This is a genomic window from Streptomyces sp. NPDC051183 (genome assembly GCF_040682455.1).
Classification (GTDB): Bacteria; Actinomycetota; Actinomycetes; order Streptomycetales; family Streptomycetaceae; genus Streptomyces.
In genome coordinates this window covers 1-21,726 of the sequence record NZ_JBFBBA010000001.1, presented here as the reverse complement: position 1 = coordinate 21,726, position 21,726 = coordinate 1, and the positions used below count along the sequence as shown (strand labels likewise).

18 protein-coding genes are annotated in these 21,726 nt (G+C 72.5%); 7 read left to right on the top strand and 11 right to left on the bottom strand.

Features of this window, described 5'->3' with window-relative positions:
* Nucleotides 1–22 precede the first annotated feature (22 nt).
* Nucleotides 23–445, top strand: coding sequence for an MmpS family transport accessory protein (locus tag AB0M99_RS00090; RefSeq protein WP_365915800.1), 423 nt, complete (start codon nt 23–25; stop codon nt 443–445).
* A gap of 80 nt (nt 446–525) precedes the next feature.
* Here the strand turns inward: AB0M99_RS00090 and AB0M99_RS00085 are convergent, their stop codons facing one another.
* The gene (locus AB0M99_RS00085; RefSeq protein WP_365915798.1) at nt 526–1,938 is read right to left on the bottom strand and encodes an MFS transporter; all 1,413 of its coding nucleotides are present in this window, start codon (nt 1,936–1,938) and stop codon (nt 526–528) included.
* A 140-nt stretch (nt 1,939–2,078) separates the two neighbouring features.
* Between AB0M99_RS00085 and AB0M99_RS00080 the strand changes: the two genes are divergently transcribed.
* Complete coding sequence (locus tag AB0M99_RS00080) at nt 2,079–2,900, top strand: helix-turn-helix transcriptional regulator (protein WP_365916500.1); 822 nt, start codon at nt 2,079–2,081, stop codon at nt 2,898–2,900.
* 22 nt (nt 2,901–2,922) lie between these two features.
* Here the strand turns inward: AB0M99_RS00080 and AB0M99_RS00075 are convergent, their stop codons facing one another.
* From AB0M99_RS00075 to AB0M99_RS00065, 3 genes are all read right to left on the bottom strand, one after another.
* Nucleotides 2,923–3,870: a nucleoside hydrolase gene (locus AB0M99_RS00075; protein ID WP_365915796.1), complete on the bottom strand. Its 948-nt coding sequence runs from the start codon at nt 3,868–3,870 to the stop codon at nt 2,923–2,925.
* 119 nt (nt 3,871–3,989) lie between these two features.
* Entirely contained in the window at nt 3,990–5,240 is a 1,251-nt protein-coding gene (locus AB0M99_RS00070; RefSeq protein WP_365915794.1) for a cytochrome P450, read from the bottom strand.
* 88 nt (nt 5,241–5,328) lie between these two features.
* Entirely contained in the window at nt 5,329–6,369 is a 1,041-nt protein-coding gene (locus AB0M99_RS00065) for a hypothetical protein (RefSeq protein WP_365915792.1), read from the bottom strand.
* Between the two features lie 239 nt (nt 6,370–6,608).
* Here AB0M99_RS00065 and AB0M99_RS00060 point away from each other — a divergent pair, with 239 nt between their 5' ends.
* Nucleotides 6,609–7,271: a hypothetical protein gene (locus AB0M99_RS00060; RefSeq protein WP_365915790.1), complete on the top strand. Its 663-nt coding sequence runs from the start codon at nt 6,609–6,611 to the stop codon at nt 7,269–7,271.
* 57 nt (nt 7,272–7,328) lie between these two features.
* Here the strand turns inward: AB0M99_RS00060 and AB0M99_RS00055 are convergent, their stop codons facing one another.
* The 3 genes from AB0M99_RS00055 to AB0M99_RS00045 all read right to left on the bottom strand — a co-directional run bounded on the left by AB0M99_RS00055 (nt 7,329) and on the right by AB0M99_RS00045 (nt 10,063).
* On the bottom strand, nt 7,329–7,832 hold the full coding sequence (locus AB0M99_RS00055) for a carboxymuconolactone decarboxylase family protein (protein WP_365915788.1): 504 nt from the start codon (nt 7,830–7,832) through the stop codon (nt 7,329–7,331).
* A gap of 150 nt (nt 7,833–7,982) precedes the next feature.
* A complete protein-coding gene (locus AB0M99_RS00050) occupies nt 7,983–9,047 on the bottom strand; it encodes a methyltransferase (protein ID WP_365915786.1) in 1,065 nt (354 codons plus the stop codon).
* Nucleotides 9,048–9,208: 161 nt separating this feature from the next.
* Complete coding sequence (locus tag AB0M99_RS00045) at nt 9,209–10,063, bottom strand: helix-turn-helix transcriptional regulator (protein ID WP_365915784.1); 855 nt, start codon at nt 10,061–10,063, stop codon at nt 9,209–9,211.
* 53 nt (nt 10,064–10,116) lie between these two features.
* On the opposite strand from AB0M99_RS00045, the gene AB0M99_RS00040 reads away from it, so the two are divergent.
* Nucleotides 10,117–11,628, top strand: coding sequence for an MFS transporter (locus AB0M99_RS00040; protein ID WP_365915782.1), 1,512 nt, complete (start codon nt 10,117–10,119; stop codon nt 11,626–11,628).
* Between the two features lie 82 nt (nt 11,629–11,710).
* Here AB0M99_RS00040 and AB0M99_RS00035 read toward each other — a convergent pair whose 3' ends face one another.
* Complete coding sequence (locus AB0M99_RS00035) at nt 11,711–13,939, bottom strand: serine hydrolase (protein ID WP_365915780.1); 2,229 nt, start codon at nt 13,937–13,939, stop codon at nt 11,711–11,713.
* 289 nt (nt 13,940–14,228) lie between these two features.
* On the opposite strand from AB0M99_RS00035, the gene AB0M99_RS00030 reads away from it, so the two are divergent.
* The 3 genes from AB0M99_RS00030 (at nt 14,229) to AB0M99_RS00020 (ending at nt 16,860) form a co-directional block, all read left to right on the top strand.
* Nucleotides 14,229–14,957 carry a hypothetical protein gene (locus AB0M99_RS00030; protein WP_365915778.1) on the top strand — a complete coding sequence of 243 codons (729 nt, stop codon included), beginning with the start codon at nt 14,229–14,231 and terminating at the stop codon, nt 14,955–14,957.
* Between the two features lie 248 nt (nt 14,958–15,205).
* A complete protein-coding gene (locus tag AB0M99_RS00025; protein ID WP_365915776.1) occupies nt 15,206–15,601 on the top strand; it encodes a toxin-antitoxin system, toxin component in 396 nt (131 codons plus the stop codon).
* Between the two features lie 2 nt (nt 15,602–15,603).
* Nucleotides 15,604–16,860, top strand: coding sequence for a DUF6545 domain-containing protein (locus AB0M99_RS00020; RefSeq protein ID WP_365915774.1), 1,257 nt, complete (start codon nt 15,604–15,606; stop codon nt 16,858–16,860).
* Between the two features lie 97 nt (nt 16,861–16,957).
* Here AB0M99_RS00020 and AB0M99_RS00015 read toward each other — a convergent pair whose 3' ends face one another.
* From AB0M99_RS00015 to AB0M99_RS00005, 3 genes are all read right to left on the bottom strand, one after another.
* Nucleotides 16,958–19,408, bottom strand: a complete 2,451-nt coding sequence (locus AB0M99_RS00015) for a trypsin-like serine protease (RefSeq protein ID WP_365915772.1) — start codon at nt 19,406–19,408, stop codon at nt 16,958–16,960.
* Nucleotides 19,409–19,525: 117 nt separating this feature from the next.
* On the bottom strand, nt 19,526–19,681 hold the full coding sequence (locus tag AB0M99_RS00010) for a hypothetical protein (protein WP_365915770.1): 156 nt from the start codon (nt 19,679–19,681) through the stop codon (nt 19,526–19,528).
* A 236-nt stretch (nt 19,682–19,917) separates the two neighbouring features.
* On the bottom strand, nt 19,918–21,558 hold the full coding sequence (locus AB0M99_RS00005) for a trypsin-like serine protease (protein ID WP_365915768.1): 1,641 nt from the start codon (nt 21,556–21,558) through the stop codon (nt 19,918–19,920).
* Nucleotides 21,559–21,726 lie beyond the last annotated feature (168 nt).

The window sequence follows — 21,726 nt, the reverse complement described above, 5'->3', positions numbered from 1 at the left end:
CTCCGCCGTGAAGGACGCACCCATGCACCGCACCGCCCGCACCGCAACCGTCGCCGCCGCGCTCCTCCTCGGGGCGAGCGCGTGCTCGGGCGGCGGCGCCGAGACGGTCGACAAGGTCGACAAGGTGGTCGACGACACCTACCAGGTCACCTACGAGGTCACCGGCAAGGACGTGGCCTCCATCCAGTACTCCGCCGGCGAGGGCACCGCGACCGACCCCAAGCTGGCGACGGCGGACAAGCCCGCGCTCCCGTGGTCGAAGACCGTCACCCTGCGCGGCATCATGCCGCCGACCGTCCTGCCGGTCGCGGCGGACGCCGCGGACACCACGACCGCCGGCATCACCTGCCGGATCGTCTACAAGGGCAAGACCATCGCGGAGAAGTCGGGCGAGGACCTGGCCACGGCCGGCGGCTGCGTCGCCGTCTCGCCCGTCACCGGCTGACTTCCCGCCGACTCCCGGGACACGACGGCGAAGCGGGCCGGACACGAGGTCCGTCCCGCTTCGGATCGGCTGTCGTACGGTCAGGCCTTCCGGCGGCCGAGTCCGATCGCCACCAGGAGCGCCGCGCCGACCATGATCGCGGCGTCGATCGCCAGGACCGTCCGCACCCCGTCGAAGAGCGAGGCCTGAGTGGTGGCCAGGACGCCGAGCAGCGGGATGCCGATCGTGAGGCCGACCTGCTGCGTGGTGGTGACCAGGCCGGTGGCCAGCCCCTGCTCCCCGTCGGGCACGCCGCTCGTCACGGTCAGCCCGTACGAGATGATCGCGCCCAGGTGGAACATGCTCGCCACCGACACGGCGACGGTCGCGACCAGGGCGCCGGAGCCGCTGCCCACGGTGAGCAGGGCGGCGGTGAACAGCCCCTGGCCGAGCAGCGAGCCGACCAGCGTGCGGCGGGCGCCGAAGCGGCCGATGACCTTCGGGGCGAACGCGCCGGCGAAGACGGAGGCGATGCCCTGGATGCCGAAGACCAGACCGGTCCGGAAGGACGACAGCTCCAGCGTCTCCTGGAGGTAGAGCGTCAGCACGAAGACGACCGTCGACATCATCGAGAAGGTCACCAGACCGCCGATGTTGCCCCAGGCGACCGTACGCCGCTTCAGCATCGGCAGCGAGACGAGCGGGGCCGCCGACCGCGACTCCGCCACCACGAAGGCGGCGAGCAGCACCAGTCCGGCGGCCAGCGTGCCCTGGACGTCCGCGCCGCCGAAGCCGTGCTGGGCAGCCGTCGACAGGGCGTAGATCAGCGCGAGCAGACCACCGGTGACGGTGACGGCACCCGGCACGTCCAGCCGCGGCCGCTCCGGGGTGCGCGACTCGGGCAGCAGCCCGGGGGCGAGCACCAGCACGACCACCGCGGCGACCGCGAGCAGGCCCATCGTGGAGCGCCAGCCGAGGGTGTCGGTCATGACGCCGCCGAGCACCATGCCGATGGTGAAGCCGAGGGACAGCAGGGTGCCCGAGATGCCGAGCGCCCGGTCGCGCTGGGGCCCCTCGGGGAAGGTCGTGGTCAGCAGGGACATGCCGGTCGGCACGATCACCGCCGCGCCCAGGCCCTGTAGGGCGCGCCCGGCCAGGAAGGACGCCGGGTCCCAGGCGAGGGTGGCGAGGAGCGAGGCCGCGGCGAAGACCGCGAGGCCGGTCAGGAAGAGCTTCTTGCGGCCGTAGAGATCGGCGATCCGGCCGAACAGGAGCAGGAAACCGCCGGAGGGCAGCGCGAAGGCGGTGACCGCCCACTGGAGGGCGGAGCGGCTCAGGCCCAGGTCCTCGCCGAGCACCGGCAGGGCCACGTTCAGTACGGAGAAGTCGAGCGCCACCATGAACTGGGCGGCGCAGAGGACGAAGAGGACCAGCTTGGCCCGGCCGGAGAGCCGGTTGTCCGCGGGTGCCGCCGTGTGCGGCGCGGTGGTTGTCGTATGTGTGTCGATCGCCATGAGCACCACCTTCACGGAGCGGGAATGTCCGTGAAGAGTGGGAACTTATCCTGTTGCTGGTACCACCAGGCAGCCGACAGGGGGATTTCGTGGCGACACCGATCGACAAGTACCGCAGGACGGAACTGCGCGAGTTCCTGATGAGCCGGCGCGCCAGGGTCAGCCCGGCCGAGGCGGGGCTGCCGGACGGTGGGGCCCGCCGCCGCACTCCGGGCCTGCGCCGCGAGGAGGTCGCCGTTCTGGCCGGGGTCGGGGTCTCGTGGTACCAGTGGCTGGAGCAGGGCCGTGACATCACGGTGTCCGCGCAGGTCCTGGACGCGGTGAGCCGGGTGCTGAAGCTGAGCAGCGCCGAGCGCCGGCACCTGTACGTCCTGTCGGGACTCAATCCACCGGCGCTGGAAGTCGCGCCGGGCGACCGGGACATGTGCCACGGCCTGAAGCGGCTGATCGACGCCTGGATGCCGTTCCCCGCGCACATCATCGACTCGTACTGGAACACCGTGATGTACAACGACGCGGCCGCGCTGGTGTTCGGGATGCGTCCGGAGATCGTGCAGAACTGCCTGATCGCCTTCTTCACCGACCCGATCTACCGGGCCCGCTCCACGCACTGGGAGGAGATCGCCTGCGACGTCGTGGCCCAGTTCCGGGCGGCCTGTGCGGAACACCCCGAGGACGAGGGGTTCCAGGCGGTCCTGGAGGAGGCGCGCGCACTCAGCCCGGAGTTCGTCGCCCTCTGGGAGCGGCGGGACGTCCGGCCCGGCGGTCAGATCCAGAAGCACATGGAACACCCCGTCGTCGGCGAGCTGCACGTGGAGTCGACCACGCTGCGGGTCCCGGCCCGCCCCGACCTGTCGATCGTGCTCCAGAACCCGCTGCCGGGCACCGACACGGCCGAGAAGCTGGAGTGGCTGGCCTCGCCCGCGGGCCGGCGCGGGATGCTGTACCCGATCGCGGGCTGACCCGCCGGCGCCGGCGGCGGGCCTACGGGGTGTGCCGGGCGCCGAGGGCCGCGACGGCGCCGACCATGCGGTCCCAGAACCGTTCGGCGTCGAGGGTCACCGCGACCTGCGCGTTCACGGGGCGGTCGAGGTACTGGTGGAGGTCGACCACGGTGGCCCCTCGGGTGTACTGGCCGTGCAGTTCCACCGTGACGTTCGCGTCGACGCAGCCCACGATCGACCGGTCGATGACCCGGGCCACCGCGACGGGGTCGTGCAGCGGCGGGTGCGGCATGCCCCACAGGCGCTTGTAGGTGGAGGCGAAGTAGGACAGCAGCTCCGCGCAGATGTGCCCGAGCTCGGTGCCGAGTCCTTCGAAGCGGGCCAGTACCTGCGGTGTGGCCAGTGCCTGATGCGTGACGTTGAGCCCGCACATGGTCACGGGGACCCCGCTGCGGAAGACGATGTCGGCGGCTTCCGGGTCCCCGTGGATGTTGAACTCGGCGGCCGGGGTGCGGTTTCCGCGGTCGGTGGAGCCGCCCATCAACACGATCTCGCGGATGCGGGCCGCGCTGTCGGGGTAGCGGGTCAGCAGCAGGGCGATGTTGGTCAGCGGGGCGGTCGGCACCAGCGTGACCGGCTCCGGGTGTTCCATGAGGATCCGGTGGATCAGCTCCACCGCGTGCTCGGGCACCACCTCGACCGTGGGTTCCGGGAACTCCGGTCCGTCCAGCCCGGATTCGCCGTGCACGTCGTCCGCCACGGCCAGCGGCTGGAGCAGCGGCCGGTCGCAGCCGGCCGCGATGGGTACGCCGGTGATCCCCGCCACCGTGCACACCCGGCGGGCGTTGAGCGTGGTCTTCTCCAGGGTCTGGTTGCCGGCGACGGTGGTGATGGCGAGCAGGTCGACGGCGGGGTCGGCTGCCGCCAGCATGATCGCGAGGGCGTCGTCGTGTCCGGGGTCGCAGTCGATGATGATCGGTACGGGCACGGGCAATCCTCGTGGTCGGGGTCGCTGATCTGCCCAGTCTGCCGTCGGCAGGCCCGCGCGAGCCGCTGGTTCCGCGCCAAAACGAAGGCTCAGTGGCGGATACACGTACCATCGGCCGGCTACGGCGTCCAGCGCACCGGCAGTTGCGTCAGGCCCCGGAGCATGGTGCCCGACCGCCAGGTCAGGGATTCGGGAGCGGCGGCCAGGGCGAGGCCGGGCAGGCGCCGCAGCAGGGTCGCGAGCGCGATCGAGCCTTCGACGCGGGCGAGCGGGGCGCCCAGGCAGTGATGGACCCCGTGGCCGAAGGCCAGATGCCCGCGGGGCGCCCGGCGGATGTCGAAGCGGTCCGGGTCGGGGAAGTGCCGGGGGTCGCGGGAGGCCGCGGCCAGCGAGAGCATCACGCTGTCACCGGCGGGTACGAGGGTGCCGCCGATCTCCACCGGCTCGGCGGCGAAGCGGAACGCGGCGGCGGTGACGGGCCCTTCGTAGCGCAGCATCTCCTCGACGGCGCCGTCGAGCAGGCCCGGGTCGGCGCGCAGGGCGGCCAGCTGGTCCGGGTGGCGCAGCAGGTTCAGTACCCCGCCGGAGATCAGGTTCACGGTGGTCTCGTGGCCGGCGACGAGCAGGAGGAAGGCCATGCCGAGCAGTTCCTCGGGGGACAGCCCGTCCTCCCGCGCGGATGCCGCGACGAGCGCGCCCATCAGGTCGGCGCCCGGATCTACGGCCGGATCTGCGTCCGGATTCGCGGTCGGCCCGCCGGCGGGAGCGCTGCCCTTGCGCCGGATCAGTGCGGCGAAGTAGCCGGTCATCTCGGCGACGGCGGCGCCGGCCGCCGCGGGCGACGAGGGTGCCACGATCTCGTTCGACCAGGTGCGGAAGTCCTGCTGGTCCCCGGCCGGTACGCCGAGCAGCTCGCAGATGACCGTCAGGGGCAGGGGCAGCGCGTACTCGGCGACCAGGTCCGCGGCGCCGCCCTGGGGGAGGGCGTCGAGCAGACCGTCGAGCAGGGCGTCGGCGATCTGCTGGACGCGGGGCCGCAGGGCCTGGACGCGCCCCGCGGTGAACTCGCGGGCGACCAGGGTGCGCAGCCGGGCGTGCTGGGCTCCGTCGGTCTGGAGCATGTTGAGCCCGATGGCGTGGCCGCCGTCGTCCTGCCACGAGGAGGAGTGGCGGATGTCGTTGCGCAGCCGGGGGTCGGTGAGCGCGGCGCGGACCTCGTCCCGGCCGAGGACGAGCCAGGTCTCGCCGGATCCGGGGACGAGGACGCGGTGCACGGAGCCCTTGTCCCGCAGGGCCGCGTAGGCCGGGTACGGGTCGACGGCGATGTCGGTGCCCGCGGGTGCCAGTTCCCCAAGTGTCGCGGCGCTCATGGGGGTTCCTCCTCGTACGGAAATGGGGAGCACTCCCCGCTTGGCTGCGACAGTAGCAGAAGCGGGGAGTGGTCCCCATATCGGGAGCTCAGTTGCCGATGGTCCCCAGCGCCGGACGGAAGGCCGTCATCGCACTGCCGACCGGGTGCGGCGCGCTCCACCCCCCGCTGTTCGGATGGATCCGGCTCCACCAGATGCGCTCGTCGCCGTCGACCCCCTTCCACGTCATCTGGACGAACCCGCCGTGGAAGGCGAGGGCCGGCCCGACGCCGCTGCTCGCCCCCGCCACCGGCTGGGGCGCTGTCCAGGCCCCACTGCCCGGGTAGAGCCGGCTCCACCAGATCCGCTGGTCGCCCTGCACGCCCTTCCACGCCATGAACAGGCCGCCCCCCGGCGGCCCGGTCAGCGCGACACCGGCGCTGGTGGCGGCCCCGTCCACGGGCCGCGGTCCCGTCCAGGCGTTCCGGCCGGAGTCGCCGCCCTGATAGGTGTTCCACCAGATCCGCTGGTCCCCGTCGACGCCCTTCCACGCCATGACGGGTTCGCCGTAGGTCCCGATGCGGTTGACGGCCAGCGCGGGCGCGAAACTCGTGAGGGCATCGGGGACTTGCTGGGGCGGCGTCCACTGCCCGTACACGTACCGGTTCCACCAGATGCGCTGGTCGCCCTCGATGCCCTTCCACGCCATGAAGACCCCGGAGTACGGGGCCAGTGCCGGGCCCACGCTGCTGCCCGCGTCGGGCACGGGCTGCGGACCGGACCACGCGGAGCCGTCGTACCGGTTCCACCAGATCCGCTGGTCGCCCTCCACGCCCTTCCACGCCATGTGCAGCGGGCCGTTGGACGGGCCCGCCAGGGCGACCCCGCTGCTGCCGTAGGTATCGGCGACGGACTGCGGCCCGGTCCAGGTCCCGTCGCGCAACTCGCTCCAGAAGACCCGCTGATCCCCTGTGACGCCCCGCCACGCCATGAACGTCCTGCCGTCGCCGATCGCCGCGGCGGCCGCGGCCGCGGCCGGTGCGGCGGCCACGGGGCCGCCCAGCCCCACCGCCGCGAGGCCCGCCCCACAGCCCCACCGGAGCAGTTCGCGCCTGCTCGTGAACGGTGTGCCCGTCCCTGATGACTCCACGATTCCCCCTGTACCGGATGTCGTCCGTGCCTCCTCCGCAGGTTCCCCGGCGTAGGAAACCCGGGCAAGGCGTGGATCCCGGCCATGGCGCCGGTCGCGCCGGACACCGTCCGATATCCGCCATCCGTGGGACGACGGCACGTACCGGCCGGGCCGCCGCCCTAGGATGCGATGGCCGCGGCCCGCCGACCCTCGGGCGCACGAGCGGCATCGAGAGTCCACCCGTGAGGAGTTGAGGCATGAGGCAGTTGCGCGTCCTGGTCGCGGTCGGAGTCCTGACGCTGGGAGCCGCAGGGACGGGAACCGCCCAGGCGAGCCCCTCGTCGCCCGCCCGGGGCTGCCCCACGGCGGAGATCTTCGCCACCAACAACACCGCGACCATCACGGACCCGGCCGACCCGCGGCTGAAGACCCGCCTGACCCGGTTCGACCACGACGTCCGCGACATCATCCGCACGCACGGCGCGAAGCCCGGCGCCTCGACCCTGCTCGACGGGGTGTTCTGGTCCGGCGACCTGAAGCAGGCCACCTACGAGCGCTCGCGCGAGTTCGACGTCAACAGGGTCGGCCCCGCCGGTCTGCACCACATCGCCGACGTCATCCGCAAGGAGTACAAGCAGGAATCGGTGCTCACCTTCCGCTGCCTGCCGCGCACCTCGCCCGAGACCGACGCGGTCGAGATCCGGGCCGACGGAGTCAACCCGACCCGGCTGCACGACGCACTGCTCGCCGACCCCGAGGTCCGCGACCGGCTCGGCGGCGGCTCCGTCACCGTGGGCGGGCGGCTGATCCTCATCGCCCCGCTCGCCGACCTGCCGCTCGCCCGGAAGTTCACCGAGTCCCTCGGGGTCGACTGGAGCAAGGCCGAAATCCGTTACGGGGACGAGGAGTTCGTCGGGTAGAGGGGAGGGGTGCTGCGCGCACGCGCGCAGCACCCCCCTCCCGCTATCCGGCCGCTGTTACGTCCACTGCTCGACCGGCGACTTGCCGGGCAGCGGCTTGCCGATGACGGCGAGCGGTATGAAGAAGTTGACCTGCCCGATCGCGATCGTCAGCGTGATCAGCGCCTTGGCGTCGTAGTGCTCGGACACCCTGGCGTACAGCTCGTCCGAGACCCGCTCGCCGCCGGCGGACGGCAGGAGCACGGCTTCCACCAGCGCCAGCGCGGCACGCTCGGCCTCGGTGAAGTACGGCGCGTCCTGCCACGACGCCACCGCGGCGAGCCGCTCCTCGGTCTCCCCGCCCTTGCGCAGGAGGTCCGAGTGCATGACGGTCAAATAGGTGTTCCCGACGAGCTGACCGGCCCGGAGGTGGACCAGGCCGATCGTGGTCCGGGGCACCGACCGGTTGGCGGTGGCCTTGTACAGCAGCCCAGCCAGGTCCTCGATCTCGGGGACGAGGTCGACGGGGTTGGAGATGCGCGAACGCAGGGTCTCCTCGACGGTGGTGGAACGTGTTTCCATGGCCGGCTTCCTTTCAGAATGCTCAGGTTGTTGCCAGTGCCATGACGGTGCGCGGGGGAGCGATGTGACCGGCGGCGGGCGCACCGAGCTGATTTGGCTCGAATGCGGCCTATGGCGGGCGAGCAGCCGGGTGGAGCGGGCCGGCCGGAATCACGGTGACACCGCGACGGCCTCGACGATCGAGGGCAGGGCCGGAGTCGGCAGGATGCGCTGGAGCCGGAAGCCCGCCCGGTCCAGCAGTGTCCCGAACTCGGCGGCGGTGCGCTCGCGGCCCTTGAGGGCCATCAGCATGACGATGTCGAGTTCCAGCGCGGGATGCGGCGCACTGTTCCCGGGCAGGACGGAGTCGACGACGAGCAGCCGGGCGCCGGGCTCCGCCGCGCGGCGGATCGAGCCGAGGATGCGCAGGCAGTCCTCGTCGTTCCAGTCGTGCAGGATGTGCTTGAGGACGTAGAAGTCACCGCCGGACGGTACGGCGGTGAAGAAGTCGCCGCTCTCGGTGCGCCACCGCCCCGCGAGCCCGGGCCGGTCCAGCAGGTGCTCGGCCACGGTTGCCGACTGGTCGAAGAGCACGCCGGACAGGGACGGCTGCCGGTCCAGTACGGCGCCCAGCAGACCGCCTCGGCCCCCGCCCACGTCGATCACCCGGGCACCCTCCGGGAACGCGTAGCCCTGCGCGACCAGTTCGTCCTCCGCGCCGGAGAACGCCGCCATGCCGGCGTCGAAGGTGGCCCGGTCCTCGGGGGACTTGAGCAGGTGCTCGAAGAACGGCATGCCGTAGACGAGGTCGAAGGACGGCTGCCCGGTGTGCAGCGTGTCCTGGAGCCCGGGAGCTGACCGCGCGAACATCGGGTCGGTGATCATCACCACGCCGGCGTGCTGCGATCCCGGCACGTCGGTCCGCAGCGGCTGCCCGTCCTCCTCCAGCCGGAAGCCACCCCGCTCGTCCTCGGAGAAGAGGCCCCGGCTCGCCAGCAGCCGCAGGACGCGCCGCAGGGCGGCGGCGTCGGTGCCGGTACGGGAGGCGAGGTCCTCGGCCGTACGGGGTCCGGCGGCGAGGTGGTCGGCGACCCCGTGGACGACCACGGCCCGCAGGGCGGCGGAGTGGATGTGGCCGAACATCAGGTCGTGCAGCGGAGACGGGAGGAAGGGGTCGACGGGACCCGTGGGTTCGACGGGCTCGGTCGGGTCGACGGGCTCGGTCGGGCTGGTCACAGGCGCGCTCCTGTCGTGTCGGGGAGTGCGGGAGTACACGGCAGCGGCCATCGTCACCCGCACCCCGGACCCGTGGGGGCGCTTCCGGCCCGGCGGACCGCGGTCAAGTCGAGTTCAGGGCAGTCCGGACGGGCCGGCTGCCCTGCCGGGCCGTCGGGCCGTCAGACCCCGGCGCGCGACAGGTCCCGCAGCCGCTCCAGGCGCTCGCGCGTCCGCTCGTCCCGCGGCACGTACGCGATCAGCCGGGGGCCGGCCGCCGGTCCGAGCCACAGGTTGGTGTACTCCAGGTGCAGCAGGCCCACATGGGCGTTGCGGATGTACTTCACCTTCGCGCCCGGCCCCACGACCTCGTGCCGCGCCCACGCCTCACGGAACTCCGCCGACGCCCCTTCCAGCCGCGCCAGCAGCGTCTTCCAGGCCGGCTCCGACAGGTGCTCGGCCATCGAGGCCCGGAACTTGGCGGCCATCACCCGGTTGACCTCCGCCATGTCGACCACGGCCGCCCGCCAGTCCGCATGGGTGAAGGCCAGCCACATGCAGTTGAGGTCCTCGGGCCGCACCCCGTCCAGATCGCACAGCAGCCGCCCGAATGTCGAGTTGTACGCGAGGATGTCGTACCGGCTGTTCTGGATGCTGGCCGGAACCGGGTCCAACTGGTCGAGCACCGCCCGCAGGGCCGGCGTCACGGTCGCGCACGGCGTGTGCGCGGCCGGATCCACGGCGCCGGCCAGCGAGAACAGGTGCGTGCGCTCGCTGGCGTCCAGCATCAGGGCCCGCGCCAAGGCGTCCAGCACCTGCGGGGACACCTGGATCTCCCGGGCCTGCTCCAGCCAGGTGTACCAGGTGACGCCGACCGCCGAGAGCTGCGCGACCTCCTCGCGGCGCAGCCCGGGCGTACGCCGACGGCGGCCCCGTACGAGCCCGACCTGCTCGGGAGCGATCCGCTCGCGGCGGCTGCGCAGGAACTCCGCCAGCTCGTGCCGACGTACATCGCTCTCCGGGGCAACAGTGGTCATGGAAGCAGCCTGCCGTACCGCTCAGCCGGATGCCAGGTACTCCTGGTACCAGGATGAAGAGACTCTGGTACCAGGCTGAGGCCGCGGGGATCGTCTTCCCCGTGAGCAAAACAACCACCGGTACGGCCCATCCGTCCACACCCGCCGCCACGGGCTCCGGCCCGGTCCCCGCCATCCGCCACGGAGCGGTACTGGGTCCGCTCGGGCTGTTCACCGTGCTCCTGGGGGGCGCCCTGCCGCTGATCGACTTCTTCATCGTCAACGTCGCGCTGCCGGCCATCGACAGCGACCTCGCCGCCGGCCCGGCCGTGCTGGAGCTGGTCGTCGCCGGCTACGGAGTCGCGTACGCGGTCCTCCTGGTGGTCGGGGGCCGACTCGGCGACACGGCCGGACGGCGCCGGCTCTTCCTGATCGGCATGGCCGCCTTCGGCCTGACCTCGCTCGCCTGCGGCCTGGCCCCCGGCGCCTGGACACTGGTCGGCGCGCGCGTGGCCCAGGGAGCCGCCGCCGCGCTGATGCTGCCTCAGGTGCTCGCCACCATCCAGGCCACCACCCAGGGCGCCCGCCGGGCGCGGGCGATGAGCCTCTACGGAGCGACCGCCGGACTGTCCATGGTCCTCGGGCAGATCCTGGGCGGCGTCCTGGTCGCCGCCGACGTGGCCGGCTCCGGCTGGCGCTCGGTGTTCCTCGTGAACGTCCCGGTGGTGGTCCTCGGGCTGGTGCTCGCCGTCCGTGCCGTCCCCGAGACCCGCTCGGAGCGCCCCGCCTCGGTCGACGTACCGGGGACGCTGCTGCTCGCGCTGGCGCTCGTGTCCCTGCTGCTGCCGCTGACCGAGGGCCGGGCGACCGGCTGGCCGCTGTGGACGTGGGTGTCGCTCGGCGTCTTCCCGTTCGCCGCCGCGGCCTTCTGCTTCGCCGAGCACCGCGCCGACCGCCTCGGCCGCAGTCCGCTGGTGCCGCCGAGCCTGCTGCGCCTGCGGTCGCTGCGGCGCGGACTGGTGATGGTCGTGCCGTTCTCGATCGGCTTCAGCGGGTTCATGTTCGTGATCGCGGTGGCCCTGCAACAGGGTCTGCGCATGGGGCCGGTGGCGGCCGGGCTCGCACTGGCGCCGATGGCCGTCGCCTTCTTCGCGGCCTCGCTCGCCGGCCCGCGCCTGGTCGGCCGGTTCGGCAGCCGGGTCATCACCGCGGGCGGCGTGCTCCAGGGCGTGGGCGTGGCCCTGATCCTGCTCGCCGTCCAGCTGGGTCGGCCGGATCTCGGACTTGCCGAGCTCGCTCCCGGAGTCGCCGTCGCCGGCCTCGGCCAGGGCCTCCAACTGCCGGTGCTGATACGGCTGATGCTCTCGGACGTACCGGCCGACCGGGCCGGAGTGGGCAGCGGAGTCATGAGCACCACCCAGCAGTCGGCGCTCGCCGTGGGCGTGGCGACGCTGGGCAGCCTCTTCCTCACGCTGGTCCCGTCGATGGGCACGCGGGACGCCCTCGCCGTGACCCTGCTGGTCCAACTGGGCCTGGTCGCCCTGACGGCCCTCCTCAGCCTGCGCCTGCCGCGCGTCATGGGCTGAGGGGGCCGCGGGGCGGCGGTGCCGCGGTGGCCGCGGGGCGCCGGGGCGACGGGGCGCCGGGGCGACCGCGCGGGCCGTCGCCTCAGCCGAGCCGGGTGAGGCGGGTGCCGAACGACGGCTCGGACAGGCCGTCACGCACCGCCACCGGCACGCTCTTCGCCCCGTTCCCCTCGCCGACCGTCAGCACGCCGACCTCGGCGCCGGGCTTCGCGGAGCGCGGCAACGGCGCGGCGCCGGTCCCGAGCGAGATCCGCAGCTGCTGGCCCGGTACGCCGACCACGTTCAGGTCCTTGGCCGCCACCAGCGGGGCGCGGCCGCCGAGCTTGTCGTCCACGTACCCGACGACCTGCCCCTTGCGGATGACGGGCGCCGAGGTCAGCGCCTGGCGGACCGACTCGATGACCTTCTTGCTGTTCGCCAGCACGAGGGCGAGGCTGCGCACCGCGTTGGGGTCCGCGCCTTCGGCGCGCTGTTCCATGAGGGTGCCGAGGATCAGCGGGGTGTCGTCGCCGACGCTCTTGTACGAGGCCCACATCAGCGCGCCGCCGGCGGGCGTGCTCGAACCGGTCTTGATGCCCATGACGCTCAGGCCGGGCGCCGAGAGCAGGGTGTTGTTGTTGACGAGCTGCTGCGGCAGCCCGGGGACGGTGGCGCTCTGCATCGCGACGACCGCGCGGAACGCGTCGAACTTCATGACGGCCTCGGCGAGCTTCAGCTGGTCCACCGCGGTGCTGACCGTGCCCGCGTCCAGACCGCTGGGGTCGGTGTACGTGGTGTCCTTCATGCCCAGTTCCGCCGCCGCGGCGTTCATCTTCGCGATGAAGGCCGCCTCGGAGTCGGTGCCGGAGTCCCACCGGGCCAACAGCCGGGCGACGTTGTTGCCCGAGGGGATCATCATCATCTTGAGCATGTCCTGCTGGCTGTACTTCGTCCCCTCGACCAGCCCCTCCACCCGGGACTCGTTCTCGGAGGTGCCGTCGGCCACGGCCTTGGCGTCGACCGCGATCTGCGGGCCCGCCTCGGTCTTGCCCAGCGGGTGGTCCTTGAGGAGCACGTACGCCGTCATCACCTTGGCCACGCTGGCCGTCGGCACGGGCTTCTGCTCGCCGAAGGTGCCGATGTCTCCGGAGCCGGGTATGCGGACGGCGCCCTGGCCCTTGGCGGGCCACGGCAGCGAGAGGGACCCGTCGAGGGTGTGTACGGTCTCGGCGGCCACGATCGCGGGCGCGGGCAGGGGCCGCAGCAACTGGGCGCCGGTGACGGCGCCGGCGAGGAGCACCAGGATCGGCGTCCACACCTTGACCCGGCGCGTCACGGTCCGCCGGGGGGTCTCCGGCGGGGGAGCGGTGTTGGTGAGCTCGGCCAGCAGATCAAGCGGCGGCAGCGGCGCCGACTGTGCGGGTGCCGGTGCCGGTGCCGGTGCGGGTGCGGGTGCCGCCTCCTGCACGGGCCGGGCGGGGGCCGCGGGCAGGTCGAGCGGCCTCAGCGCCACGAACTGACTCGTCCGCTCAGCATCCACCTCCACCCCCCGGACCCCAGCCCGCTCCCCGGCGACGAACCCACCCCCGGCCCCGGCACCGCCCTCAGCCCTGACCCCGGTGCGCGCCCATGCCTCGCCCTCGGGACGCGCCCCGACCCCGGCACCGGGTCCCGTCGTGCCCTGAGCCCAGGCCCCGGCCCGCTCCTCGGCCCCGGCCCCGGGACGGGCTCCGCCCCTGGCCCCGGCCCCGGCCCCGGTCCCGGCCGGGGCCGCGGCCCCGGGAACGGTCCCCGCGTTGGTCCCGGCCCCGGGACGTGTCCAGGCGTCGGGATGTGCCCCGGGATTGGCACCGGTACCGGCCGCGAGGCCGGCCTCGGCATCCGACCCGGGAGCCTCGGCCTGCTCGACCCCGATGCCTATCTCGGCCGCTGTTCCGGACTCGACCGCGGTCGCTGCCCCGACTGAGGACGTGATCTCGATCTCGGCTCCGGCCCCGGCCTCGCCCGAGGCGTGCGCCCCGGCCTCGCCCGAGGCGTGCGCCCCGGCCTCGCCCGAGGCGTGCGCCCCGGCCTCGCCCGAGGCGTGCGCCCCGGCCTCGCCCGAGGCTCCGGCCCCGGCCTCGCCTGAGGTTCGGGTTCCGGTCACCGCTGAGGTCCCGGTCACGGCCTCGCCTGAGGTCCCGGTCCCGGCCTCGCCAGAGGCCTGCGCCCCGGCCTCGGCTCCGGTCTGGGCCGGGGTTCCGGCCGGGGCTCGTGTCCCGGACTCGGCCTTGGGCGAGGTGCCCGTCTTCGGGTCTTCGGAGGGGCCGCCCGTCACCGATACCGCTTTCATCCCTGCGCCGCCTTGCTGTTCGCACCCGGCGGCCGTCCGCCGGTTCTAGCCGATTCCGTCCGGCGCGTGCGCCGAAGCGCGCCCCGCCGACCCGGTAGATGCAGGCTCCACCAGCACCGTTCCCCGTATCCCATCCTGTGACCATTCGGTCATACTTCCGACCCCCGGCCCCGGCTCCGCTTCAACCCGGGCTGACGGGAAGCAATCCTTGGTTGCTTCCCCTTGACGGAGTGGTTACTGTCGCGATCGCAGCAGCGTTCGTAACAGCCAGAGTCCAGCGGGAGTATGCGTGAGTGAGAAGCCCTTCGCGGACCCGACCGAGACCGTGAACCGCATCGTCCCGCTCCTCGAGCGAGCAGGACTCAAACGCGAGGACGTGCTCCGGGTCGAGGGCGAGGGCGGGCTGTCGTTCGCGTCGGGTCTGCCCGCCGCGGACGTGGAGGCGCTGCTCCGCGGAGAGCGGGTACCGCCCGGCGCCGGCGCGGCCGACCCGGTGGAGGAGCGCCACCGCCAGGTGGTCGACCGGATCCTCTTCCTGCGCGCCACACGCCTGCGTTCCTCCCCGGACGGCAGCCGCCGGGTCTACTCGCTGGCGGAGATCGCCGGCGGCGCCGGTACGAGCGCGCAGTGGCTCGACAAGATGATCAAGACGGGCAAGGCCCCGAACCTCGATCACGCGGCCGGCATCGCGGGCTTCTTCGGAGAGAAGATCGAGTTCCTGATGGCCCCGCCCGCGGAGGCCCTGGACCGGGTCCTGCAACAGATCCACAAAGACCTGCTCGAACGGACCGTGGAGCGTCAGGACCAAGACCTCCAGCGTCTGAAGCGCACCGACCCGGCGGCGTACCTGGAGTCCGAGCTCGGAGTCGTCGGCTACGCCGCCCGCGCCCTGGCCGACGTACCCGCCGATACGGCGCAGCCCATCATCGCCTTGATCGAATCGGTTGCCCGGCGGTCGCGCGAGGAACGCGCGCGGGAGGCCCGGGCCGCCGCGGACGGGAGTGCGGCATCGGAATGACAGGGGGCCACGGTTCGGGGGACCCGTGGCCCGCGGGCGGGGCGAGCAAGTAACACGACGTGCCAGGGGGAACTGGTGCGTCCGGTGGGAAAGACGGGTGGGACGCGGTGGGCATCTCCCGCGAAATGAAGCGGCATCGGGACGAGCTGTTCACGGGGGTGATGCGTCCGATACCGGATGCCCCGCGAGAGCTGTTCCAAGCGATATGCACTTATCTGACCGAGAGCAGCGGGCGTGAAGTCCGCCTGATGATGGAGTCCTTCCCGACCGACACGGTCAGCGGACTCTGGCTCGACATGGGGGACTACGACCTGATCGCGGTGGAGGTGAACACCTCGCCGCTGCACCAGATCGTGATCCTGGGGCACGAGCTGTGGCACCGCAAGGAAGGACGCTGCGGCCATCACGGCGTCGGAGCCGGGGCCACTGCCGCGGCGCGCACGCTCGGAGCGCGGTGGAGCCTCAGCGACGCGGTCGCGTACGTCGTCGCCGCGCGTACGGACGCCGCCCTCGACGAGGAACGGCGCGCGGAGAAGTTCGGCCGCCTGCTGGCGGCGAAGTTCCGGCCCTACCTGGAAGGCACCCACAGCAGTACGCCGCAGGGCGGGGTGGCCGGCCGTATCTGGGCCTCCCTGGAAGGCTGAGCATGCAGCCAGGCGTCAACTACTACATCCCCGCGGCCATGCTGGGCGTGGCCCTGGTGGCGAAACTGCCCGCTCTCCTCCGAGGGTGGCGCAGCCCGATGGTCCGCACCGTGAACTTCGTGATCTTCCTGCCGTGCGCGGGTTTCGTCCTGTCCGCCCCGCCCACGGTGACCCTGGTCAACCGGGTCACCGGGATCAGCAACCTCTCGGCGCTCCTCGTCCACTGCGTCCTCACCGCGTACTCCTGCGCCTGCCTGGTGCTCACGGAGCACTGGCGCGGGGACTCGCGGGCGGACCTCCGTACGAAACAGCGGGTACGCGGCTGGATCCTGGGCTGCTGCCTCGTGATCGCGGCCATCGTGGTCCTGTTCCTCGTGGGGGAGGCGCCGGTCGAGCGGCCGCGGGACTTCGACACCTATTACGCGACGACCCCGTTCATCGGCGAGATGCTCGTCCTGTACCTGCTCGCCTACGTCGTGGCCGCCGTAGCCACGGCGGCGATGTGCTGGAACTGGACCCTGGACATCAGCAGGAACAAGGGGCGCGGGCAGAAGACCACGGTCGACGGCTCGCTGCGCGTCGGACTGCTCGTCCTCGTCATCGCCTCCGTCGCCAACATCATCTTCGGAGTCTTCAAGCTCACCGCCATCGCCGCCCGCTGGGCCGGCCGTGACTGGGACGTGCTCAACGACAGCCTGGCGCCCTTCATGTCGGTCAGCGGCATGATGATCGGCTTCGGGTTCCTCGTACCGGTCTTCGGCCCCCGGCTGATCGAGCGGGTGTGGCAGCCGTTCCGCCTGATCCTCGCCCTGGGGCCGCTGTGGCGGCTCGTCCGGCACCCGGACACCGCCTCTCGCAACACGATGCTCCTGACCACACCCTGGTACTCCGGCCCCGAACAGGTGCTGGTGTACCGGATGACCAACATCCACGACTGGATGCTGGAACTGTGCGCCTACTGCACGGACGAGGTGCGCGGGCTCGCCCACCACCGGGCCAAGGAGAGCGGCAGCACGGAGCGCGAAGCCGTGGCGGTCGGCCTGGCCGCCATGTTCAAGGCGGCGGCGCACGACCGCGCACGCGACTCTCCGGCCGATGAGGAGCAGAGCGTCCTCGCCGCCGTCGCCCTGCGTTCCGCCGAGTCGGAGTACCGCGGCCTCCTGGTCGCGATCTCCCGGGCCCTGCCGACCGCACCCGAGCGGGCGGACCTGCTGGAGTGCCCCCTGACCGCGGCAGCCGAGCGGGAGGGCACCGTCTGAAACGGTGCCCTCCCCGGCCACGACTTCTGCCGAGACCCGCCCCGCCCGCGTGGACGCGTTCGTCCTGGCGCGGGCGGGGCGGGCTGCTGGGACGGCGCTACTTGCGGGTGGTGGCGGTGACGTCCGTCGTGCCGGCGAGGTTGCCGGGGACTTCCTTCCACGCCGTCCAGGTGCCGGGGCCGCTCATGAGGATCGAGCCCTGGACCTTGCCGTTGGCTCCGACCGTGTAGACGTGGACGTTCTTGCCGGACGGGGTGCTGGTGATGCGGGTGAGGCCGGTGCCGCCGCCGTCGGTCCAGGCCTGGTTCCAGTGGCCGGCGTCGTAGTTGCCGTACTGGAGCCACAGGCCGCTGTTCGCGCCGACGATCTGGAGCTCGACGTTGTTGCCGACGAGGCTGGCGGAGATGTCCTTGACGTCGGAGGCGCCGCCGGGCAGCTCGCCCCAGCCGGTCCAGGAGCCGTTCTGGGTGTTGAGGTCGCGGCCGTAGACGCGGCCGTCGGCGACGGCGTACAGGCGCACGCCCGTGCCGGCGGCGACGCTGGTGACGTTGGTCAGGCCGGAGGCGGAGACATCGGCCCAGGTGTTGTTCCAGCGGCCCGCGTTGTAGTCGCCGACCTGGGTGTGCAGGGAGCCCCCCGAGCCCGCGATCTGGAGGTAGACCACGTTGTTGACGAGCGCGGCGGTGATGTCGCGGGCGCCCGCGGCGCCGCCGGGGATCTCGCCCCAGTTCGACCAGGTGTTGTTGCGGACGTCCAGGTCGCGGCCGTAGACCTTGCCGCCGGCGATGCCGTAGTACCGGACGTGGTTCTCGGCGGTGACGCTGGTCAGACGGGTGACCTCCACGCCGCCGACCTGGGCCCACTGGGCGCCGTAGCAGCCGGTGGCGAGGTCGCCGTTCTGGCTCCAGAGGGTGCCCTGGCTGCCCGCTGCCAGGGAGACCTTGGTGGGCGCGGCGACGGCGGTGGCGCTGACGTCGGCCGTGTTGGTGAGGCCGCCGGGGAGCTCCTTCCACGGCGTCCAGGTGCCGGGGCCGCTCTGGAGGGTGGCGTTGAGGACCTTGCCGGAGGCGCCGACCGCGTAGACGTTGACGCTCTTGCCGACGGGGCTGCTGCTCAGGCGGGTGAGGTCGCTGCCGCCCGCCCGGGTCCAGGCCTGGTTCCAGTAGCCGGAGTCGTAGTTGCCGTACTGCATCCAGACCGCGCCGTCGGCGCCGATGATCTGGAGCTCGACGTTGTTGCCGACGAGGCTGGCCGCGATGTCCTTGACGCCCGCGGCGCCGCCGGGCAGCTCGCCCCAGCCGGTCCAGGAGCCGTTCTGGGTGTTGAGGTCGCGGCCGTAGACGCGGCCGTCGGCGACGGCGTACAGGCGCACGCCCGTGCCGGCGGCGACGCTGGTGACACTGGTCAGGCCGGAGGCGGAGACCTGGGTCCAGGTGTTGTTCCAGCGGCCCGCGTTGTAGTCGCCGACCTGGGTGTACAGGGAGCCGTCGGCGCCCGCGATCTGGACGTAGGCCACGTTGTTGACGATCGAGACGGCGATGTCCCGGGTGCCTGCCGCGCCGCCGGGGATCTCGCCCCAGTTGGACCACTGGTTCGTACGGGTGTTGAGATCGCGGCTGTAGACCTTGCCGCCGGCGATGCCGTACGCGCGCAGGTACTCACCGGCACGCGCGCTCGTGACGCGGGAGATGTTCTGGCCGTCGACCTTGCCCCAGGCCTGCCCGTACTCCCCGTAGCCGAGGTCCCCGGACTGCGACCACATGGTGCCGCCGCCACCGGCGAGCACGGAGACCTGCGAGCTGTTGCGGGGGCCGGTGGTCTGGTCGATCCACTGGCCGACGTTGTCGGTGCGGGCGGAGACGGCGCCGGTACGGGTCTCGGCCGCGTCGGTGCCGAGGCAGCCGCCCTGCCAGGAGCGGCTGTTGATGCCGACGAGCTCGCCCGCGGCGTTGAGGAGCGGGCCGCCGGTGTCGCCCTTGCAGAGGACGTCGGTGCCCTTGCCGGTGATGGTGAGGGTGGTGGCGTCGGTGGTGTTGGTGGTGAACGTGCCGGTGTGGAGCTTGCCGGGGACCCACTCGGTCTTCGTACGGCCGAACCCGGCCGAGGCCAGGTCAGTGCCGGCCGCGGGGGCGGTGGTGGCGCGCTTGACGGGGGTGATGTCGGTGACGGGCGTGGCCAGGCGGGCCAGGACCAGGTCGCGGTCGGCGGCGCTCGCGGATACCTCGACGATCTCGCGGGTCTGGCCGCCGGCGAAGGTCGCGGTGGCCGTCAGCGCGGGCTGGCCGGCCGTGATCGCGTCACCGGGCTTGGCGGCCAGGCAGGAGGCGGCGGTCAGCACCCAGCGCGCGTTGACCAGCGTCGCGGTGCAGGCGCGGCTGGTGGCCTCGTCGCCGATGCTCAGCTTGGCGGCGTACGCGTACTGGCCAGCCTGGGCCTCGGGGCCGGTGAGGGCCTGGGCGGGGCCGGCCGAGATCAGGCCGCCGGCGACCGCGGTCGCGGTCACGAGCAGGCCGGACATCCGCGCGGAGCGCGAACGGAGAACAGACATGGACTTCCTTCTGGAGCAAGATGGAGGCAGGACTGCGGACCGGACCCCGCAGCGCCGAAGAGCACTGCGGGGTCCGGCGGCGCGGTCCGCGAGAATGTGTGAGACGGCCTGGACGGCTCACCTGCCGGGCGTGACGGGGCGGTTGAAGACGCCGTTGCCGTCGCCGGCCCAGAGCCTCAGGATCCCGGAGCCGTCGCGGGCGGTGAGGTCGCTCTTGCCGCCGCAGGTGAAGTCGGCGGTGACGGGATGGACGAAGTCCCAGCCGCCGGTCACCTTCTTGGCGGTGGTGTGGACGCCGTTGCTGTTCCCGGCCCAGAGGAACAGCGCCCGTTGCTGCTGTTGGCCGCGATCAGGTCGCCGAGGCCGTGCCCAGTTTCACGGTGTATGTGCTGGCCCGGTCCGGGCCTCGGGGCCGACACCCGTCCGCGCGGGGCGCGGACGGGAATGAGACATGGATCTTCCTCGGGAAGAGATGGCTGCGAGTCGGCCCCGCGGCGCCAGGAGCGGTACTAGAGGGTGCCGGCGATGGAGATGGCGCCCAGGGTGCCGCTGGTGCCCTGCAGGTCGACCGTGCTGGTGGTGTTCCAGGTGCGGTCGGTGTGGCGGATGGTGTGCAGGGCCTTGTTGTCCGACGTGGTGACCGCGAGCTGGAGCTCGCCGTCGACGCTGCCCGCGGCGACGGACTTGGCGGTCACGGTGCCGAGGACGTCCTTCAGGTCGCCGAAGCGCTCCCAGGTGCCGTCGCCCTTGCGCATGGCGTGGTACTGGCGGGTGCCGTTGTCGGTGGCGATGACGAGGTGGGCGTCGTTGCCGGTGCCGGCCATGCTCACCGAGGTGATCGGGCCGCGCGCGCCGGCGGCGTCGGCGACGTTGCCCCACTTGGCCCAGTTGCCGGCGGTGGTGCGCAGCGTGTGGAAGGCCTTGCCGCCGGAGACGGCGGTGACCTGGAGCTGGCCGCCGGCGCTGGCGGTGGCGACCGAGGTCACGGTGTTGATGGGACCGGCGACGGGGGCGAGGTCACCGAACCGGGCCCACGTGCCGTTGGCGTAGCGCATGGTGTGGAAGACCTTGCCGTCGGCGACGACGACCACGTGCAGGTCGTTGCCGATGGAGACGGCGGAGACCTGCGTGATGTTGCCGAGGTAGTTGGCCACGGCGCCGATGTCGCCGAAGCCGCTCCAGGTGCCGTCCGCCTTGCGGATGGTGTGGCGCAGGGTGCCGTCGGTGGCCAGGGCCACGACGTGCGTGTCGCTGCCCATGCCGGCCACGGCCGCGGTGCGGATGCCGCCGATGTTGCCGGCCTGCGTGGTCTGGACGTCGGTGAAGCCGGTCCAGCCGCCACCGGCGAGGCGGATGCCCTGGTAGAGGGTGTTGCCGGCCTGGACGACGGTCTCGGCCTTCCAGCCGGCAGCCGCGGAACGGACCTGGTCGATCCAGCCACCGAGGTCGTCGGTGCGCACCGAGACGGCGCCGGTACGGGTCTCGGCCGCGTCGGTGCCGAGGCAGCCGCCCTGCCAGGAGCGGCTGTTGATGCCGACGAGCTCGCCCGCGGCGTTGAGGAGCGGGCCGCCGGTGTCGCCCTTGCAGAGGACGTCGGTGCCCTTGCCGGTGATGGTGAGGGTGGTGGCGTCGGTGGCGTTCGTGGTGAACGTGCCGGTGTGGAGCTTGCCGGGGACCCACTCGGTCTTCGTACGGCCGAACCCGGCCGCGGTCAGGTCGGTGCCGGCCGCGGGAACGGTGGTCGCGCGCTTGACACCGGCGATGCCGGCGGCCGGGGTGGCCAGGCGGGCCAGGACCAGGTCGCGGTCGGTGCGCGGGGCGAGCTCGGTGACCTCGACGGTCTTGCCGTCGGTGAGCGTGGCGATGGTCTTCAGCGCGGGCTTGCCGGCCGGGACCTGCTCGCCCGCCGTGCCCGCGAAGCAGGAGGCGGCGGTGGCGAGCCAGTACGAGTCGATCAGAGTGCCGGAGCAGCCGCGGCTGTTGGCCTCGTCACCGATGGTCAGCTTCACGGTGGCGGTGTGCTGACCGGCGGCGGCCTCGGGGCCGGAGACGGCCTGGGCGACGCCGCCCGAGAACAGGCCGGCCGTGACGGTCGTGGCACCGACGATCAGGCCGGTCATCCGCATGGCACGCGGACGGGGAGCAAACATGTGGATCTTCCTTACGAACTGGATTCAGCGCATGGTGGCACGCGCGAATCGGAGCGGGCTGCGTGGGTGCGGTGGTCAGCCGACGCGGAGTTCGAGGAGGATGGAGCGTTCGCCGGTGTCGCCTGCTTCGCCGAAGGGCTTGTAGTCGTTGGCGGGGGCGTCGATGAC